The sequence below is a fragment of the Sulfitobacter sp. HI0129 genome (assembly GCF_001635395.1).
In the GTDB taxonomy this organism is placed as follows: domain Bacteria; phylum Pseudomonadota; class Alphaproteobacteria; order Rhodobacterales; family Rhodobacteraceae; genus Sulfitobacter.
In genome coordinates, this window is sequence record NZ_LWGH01000540.1 from 1 (window position 1) to 3,705 (window position 3,705).

Annotated in this window: 4 protein-coding genes; 2 read left to right on the plus strand and 2 right to left on the minus strand. The window is 62.1% G+C overall.

The features are described 5' to 3' along the window. The first annotated feature begins 101 nt into the window (after positions 1 to 101). Both A3764_RS14680 and A3764_RS14685 read left to right on the plus strand, forming a co-directional pair. The gene (locus tag A3764_RS14680; protein WP_067919730.1) at positions 102 to 590 is read left to right on the plus strand and encodes a lytic transglycosylase domain-containing protein; all 489 of its coding nucleotides are present in this window, start codon (positions 102 to 104) and stop codon (positions 588 to 590) included. Positions 591 to 646: 56 nt separating this feature from the next. Next, a complete protein-coding gene (locus A3764_RS14685) occupies positions 647 to 1,273 on the plus strand; it encodes a CatB-related O-acetyltransferase (RefSeq protein WP_082851121.1) in 627 nt (208 codons plus the stop codon). A gap of 27 nt (positions 1,274 to 1,300) precedes the next feature. On the opposite strand, the gene A3764_RS14690 is transcribed toward A3764_RS14685, so the two are convergent. Further along, positions 1,301 to 2,482 carry a hypothetical protein gene (locus A3764_RS14690; protein ID WP_067919732.1) on the minus strand — a complete coding sequence of 394 codons (1,182 nt, stop codon included), beginning with the start codon at positions 2,480 to 2,482 and terminating at the stop codon, positions 1,301 to 1,303. Positions 2,483 to 2,749: 267 nt separating this feature from the next. Then, positions 2,750 to 3,705, minus strand: a 956-nt coding sequence (gene tig / locus A3764_RS14695) for a trigger factor (protein WP_067951709.1), incomplete at its 5' end; no start/stop codon positions are given.

Here is a 3,705-nt window from a genome sequence, read left to right on the forward strand (position 1 = left end):
CGGCGCCCTGCCAGCGGCTGGGAGGCGTTGGAACGCCAAGGTTGTTTCATGCGCCGCTTTTGGCAAATGTCCCGGCAGCGAAACAACACCGGCTGACTGACATGTCCCTGACCACCAGACGCGCGTTCCTTTCCTTCATCGTCGCCACCGCATTGACCGGCTGCAGCGCCGCTACACCGGACATGGTCACCCCCCCGCCCCTGCCTGCGGGTCCGCCGCTTCACCCCAACGAGACGCCGGAACTGCGCCGCCAGATCAACTACTGGGCCGACCACTACGGTGTGCCCCGCCCGCTGGTCCACCGCCTCGCCATTCGCGAAAGCACCCATCGCCCCCATGCCCGCAACGGCCCCTACTACGGCCTCTTGCAGATCCTGCCCGCCACAGCCCGCACCATGGGCTTTCGGGGCGAGCCTTCTGAACTGCTGGACGCGAACACCAACCTGCAATTCGCGGTAAAATACCTGCGCGGCGCATGGCTTCTGGCCAACGGCAGTTTCGACACGGCGGTCAAATGGTATTCGCGCGGCTATTACTACGAAGCCAAAAAACGCGGCATGTTGGTGGAAACGGGTCTGCGCGCCGGCTGACACGCGGGCGTATTTTCCGCGTGACAACCTGCCTGCCTGCGCCCTAACTCGGGCGCATGGAAAACGACATCCACAAACGCGCCCGGATCAGCCGGTCCGCGCGCCATGAAACGCCGATCATGATGGAGCGGCTTTCCATCCTCGGCCCCAACTGCTTCATGGGCGCGATGAGCTATGTGTCGGAGTTCACCGTATGCGGCCGCGGCACCCGCATCGGGCGCTATTGCTCCATCGCCCGCGCCGTGAACATCGGCGCGGTGGCCCACCCCACGCATTTCCTGAGCACCCACCCCTTCCAGTATCGCAGCTACCACTTCGGCGGCCAGCCGGAGTATGAGGCGGTCGACCGCGTCCCTTTCGACGAAGGTGCGGGCGTCACCATCGGCCACGACGTCTGGATCGGCGCCAACGCCCTGATCCTGCGCGGCGTGACCATCGCCACAGGTGCCGTCATCGGCGGCAATGCACTCGTGAACAAGGATGTGCCGCCCTATGCTATCGTCGTCGGAAGCCCGGCATCGGTGCTGCGCTACCGCTTTGACGAGGTGACCATTGAACGGCTGCTGGCATCCCGCTGGTGGAACCGCCCGTTCGCCGAGGTCTCCGGCCTTCCCTTCGACGACATCGCCGCGGCCCTCGACATGCTGGAAGCGATGCCACCCGCCCCTGAGGATGACAGCTGAAAATGCTCCGCTTCCGGCTGGTCTGCTTCAGGTCTCCTCAGTGAAGAACAATACACCGCGCACGAGGTCACGGCTGTCCGAGCGTCCGCCAAGCGATCCTGCGAGTACGCCCATGGCGGCAAGGAACAGGCTGAGCTTGAGGTGATCGATGGTGGTCGTCGCGTCCCCGGTGCCCGGCCAGCTTTCCATCAGCCTTTCCGGAAAAACGGAGATGATGACCAGATACATCAGGCCGCCGAAGAACAGGAACATCAGCAAAAGCGTGAGTACCAGGCAGAGGATGGTCGCCGCCATCGTCACGATCCCTGACTCCGTGATCCTTCGGTCGCGGCTGAGCAGCGTGTCGAACGCGAAGGCCCGGTAAAGCACGAATGCCGCGGAAGCGAGACACATAAGCGAAAAGGACAGGATCTGCGGCATCGAAACAGCGCTCGCGACATCCCAGGTCTCTGCGCTGAACACCAACACGACGATGACAGATAGTGCGGCCGCCAGCATCGTCGGCATCATCGTGAGCAATCGAAACGGGTTGGCGCGAACGACCGCCCGTGCGATGGCTCCCGCATCCTCAAAGAGCATCCGCAGCGTGAACCTTACCTTGTCATCGCGGGTTGAACGTTCTCGGGCCTCGCGCGGTAAATTGCGCGCGATTTGCTGCAATTCGTCCGCGTCGAACCGCGCCATGCGGTCGAGGTCCTGAACCCCTTCGATTGCAAACATCGCCTTCGTCGGATCAGCATTATGGCGCAGCCCGTTCAGATGGCCAAAACAATGCAACATCAGAGCAGCGAGCCGATCCGCGGTGCGGTCCGGATCAGACTCGTCACCCCAGAACGCGGGATCGAGCCGCCGGGTCGAAATGACCGCGATGTTTGTAAGCTGGCTCGGTAGCGCCAGCGTATAGGCGAGAGATTTTGAGGAGAGGTCGACTTCGGTAATGATAAGCAGGAAAGGCAGATCACGTTCGAGCTTTTCGGCCAATCCGATTTCGAGAAAGTCCAGCGGCGCGTAATTGCCTGCACCGGGCGTAAGATGTGCGCCCGCGAATGCCAGTGTTTGGGTCCGGAGCTGCAATTCTTGTGAAAAGACCTCATCAAGCGTCGCGACAGCGCGGGCGACAACATCGCCAAACCGCTCCGAGTCCCGCCCCTCGACTTCCATCTTCATGACGCCGACAACATAGGTGTCGGATGAATGGCGATCGGTCATGACGGCTCTCGCGGCGGCAATCGGCACGGCCTTCCAGTCGTTTCGGGCGAACTATCGAACCATGTGGATTTGTCTCTCATACCGCACTCTGATGCGGATCTGGTCGAATTGTCCATGAGGTAACTTGGTGCGACCACGGACCGGCGCAGCAGCCATCTACTCTGGTGCGCTACCAGAACTCTACTTAGGCTTGCCCACAAAACAGTCCCGCCAAACGCAAAGGGCCGCCCCGAAGGACGGCCCTGACATGTCAAACCGTGCGGGCGATCACTCGTCTTCGAGTTCCTCGACACGCTTCTGAAGCTCGTCCTTGCTGATCTCCTTCTCGGAAACCTCGGCATTCTCCACGATGTGGTCGACGACCTTGTCTTCGAAGATCGGGGCGCGCATCTGCTGCTGCATCTGCTGGTTCTGCTGAACGAATTCAAAGAACTGACGCTCCTGCCCCGGGTACTGACGCGCCTGGTTCATGATCGCCTGGGTCATCTCGGCATCGGTGACCTGAACCTCGGCCTTCTGGCCCACTTCGGCCAGCAGCAGGCCAAGGCGCACCCGGCGCTCAGCCAGTTTCTTGTGCTCATCCGTCGGCTCGATCTCGGGGTGGTCGTGGCCCTGCACGTCCGGGTTTTCCTCGTGCCACAGCTGGTGCGCGATCTGGCCCGCTTCCGCATCGACGAGCGAGGGCGGCAGATCGAAGCTGACCATGCGGTCCAGCTCGTCCAGCAGGGCGCGCTTCATCACCGCGCGGCTCGCACCGGCGTATTCCGCTTCCAGCCGCTCGGAGATCTGGCCCTTGAGCGCGTCCAGATCCTCGGCTCCGAACTTCTTGGCGAGATCGTCGTTCACCTCGGCGGCGACCGGCTCCTTCACCTCTTTGATGGTGCAATCGAACGTCGCTTCCTTACCCTTCAGATGCTCGGCCTGATAGCCTTCGGGGAAGCTCACGGTCACGGATTTTTCCTCACCGGCCTTCACGCCGACAAGCTGTTCCTCGAAGCCCGGAATGAAGGAATTGGACCCCAGCACCAGCGGGTAATCCTCGGCGGAGCCGCCCTCGAATGCCTCACCGTCGACCTTGCCGACGAAGTCCATCACGACCTGATCGCCGTCCTTGGCCTTGGAGCCTTTCTTGCGGGCTTTGAAATCCTGCGCCGTCTCGGCCAGGTTCGCCAGCGCCTCGTCCACGGCGGCATCGTCCGGCTTCACGACCAGCTTTTCCAGCT

What these genes read in the sequence shown, in the direction of transcription:
- A3764_RS14680 (WP_067919730.1), top strand. Translation starts at nt 102, where the DNA reads ATGTCCCTGACCACCAGACGCGCGTTCCTTTCCTTCATCGTCGCCACC.
- A3764_RS14685 (WP_082851121.1), top strand. Translation starts at nt 647, where the DNA reads ATGGAAAACGACATCCACAAACGCGCCCGGATCAGCCGGTCCGCGCGC.
- A3764_RS14690 (WP_067919732.1), bottom strand. Translation starts at nt 2,482, where the DNA reads ATGACCGATCGCCATTCATCCGACACCTATGTTGTCGGCGTCATGAAG.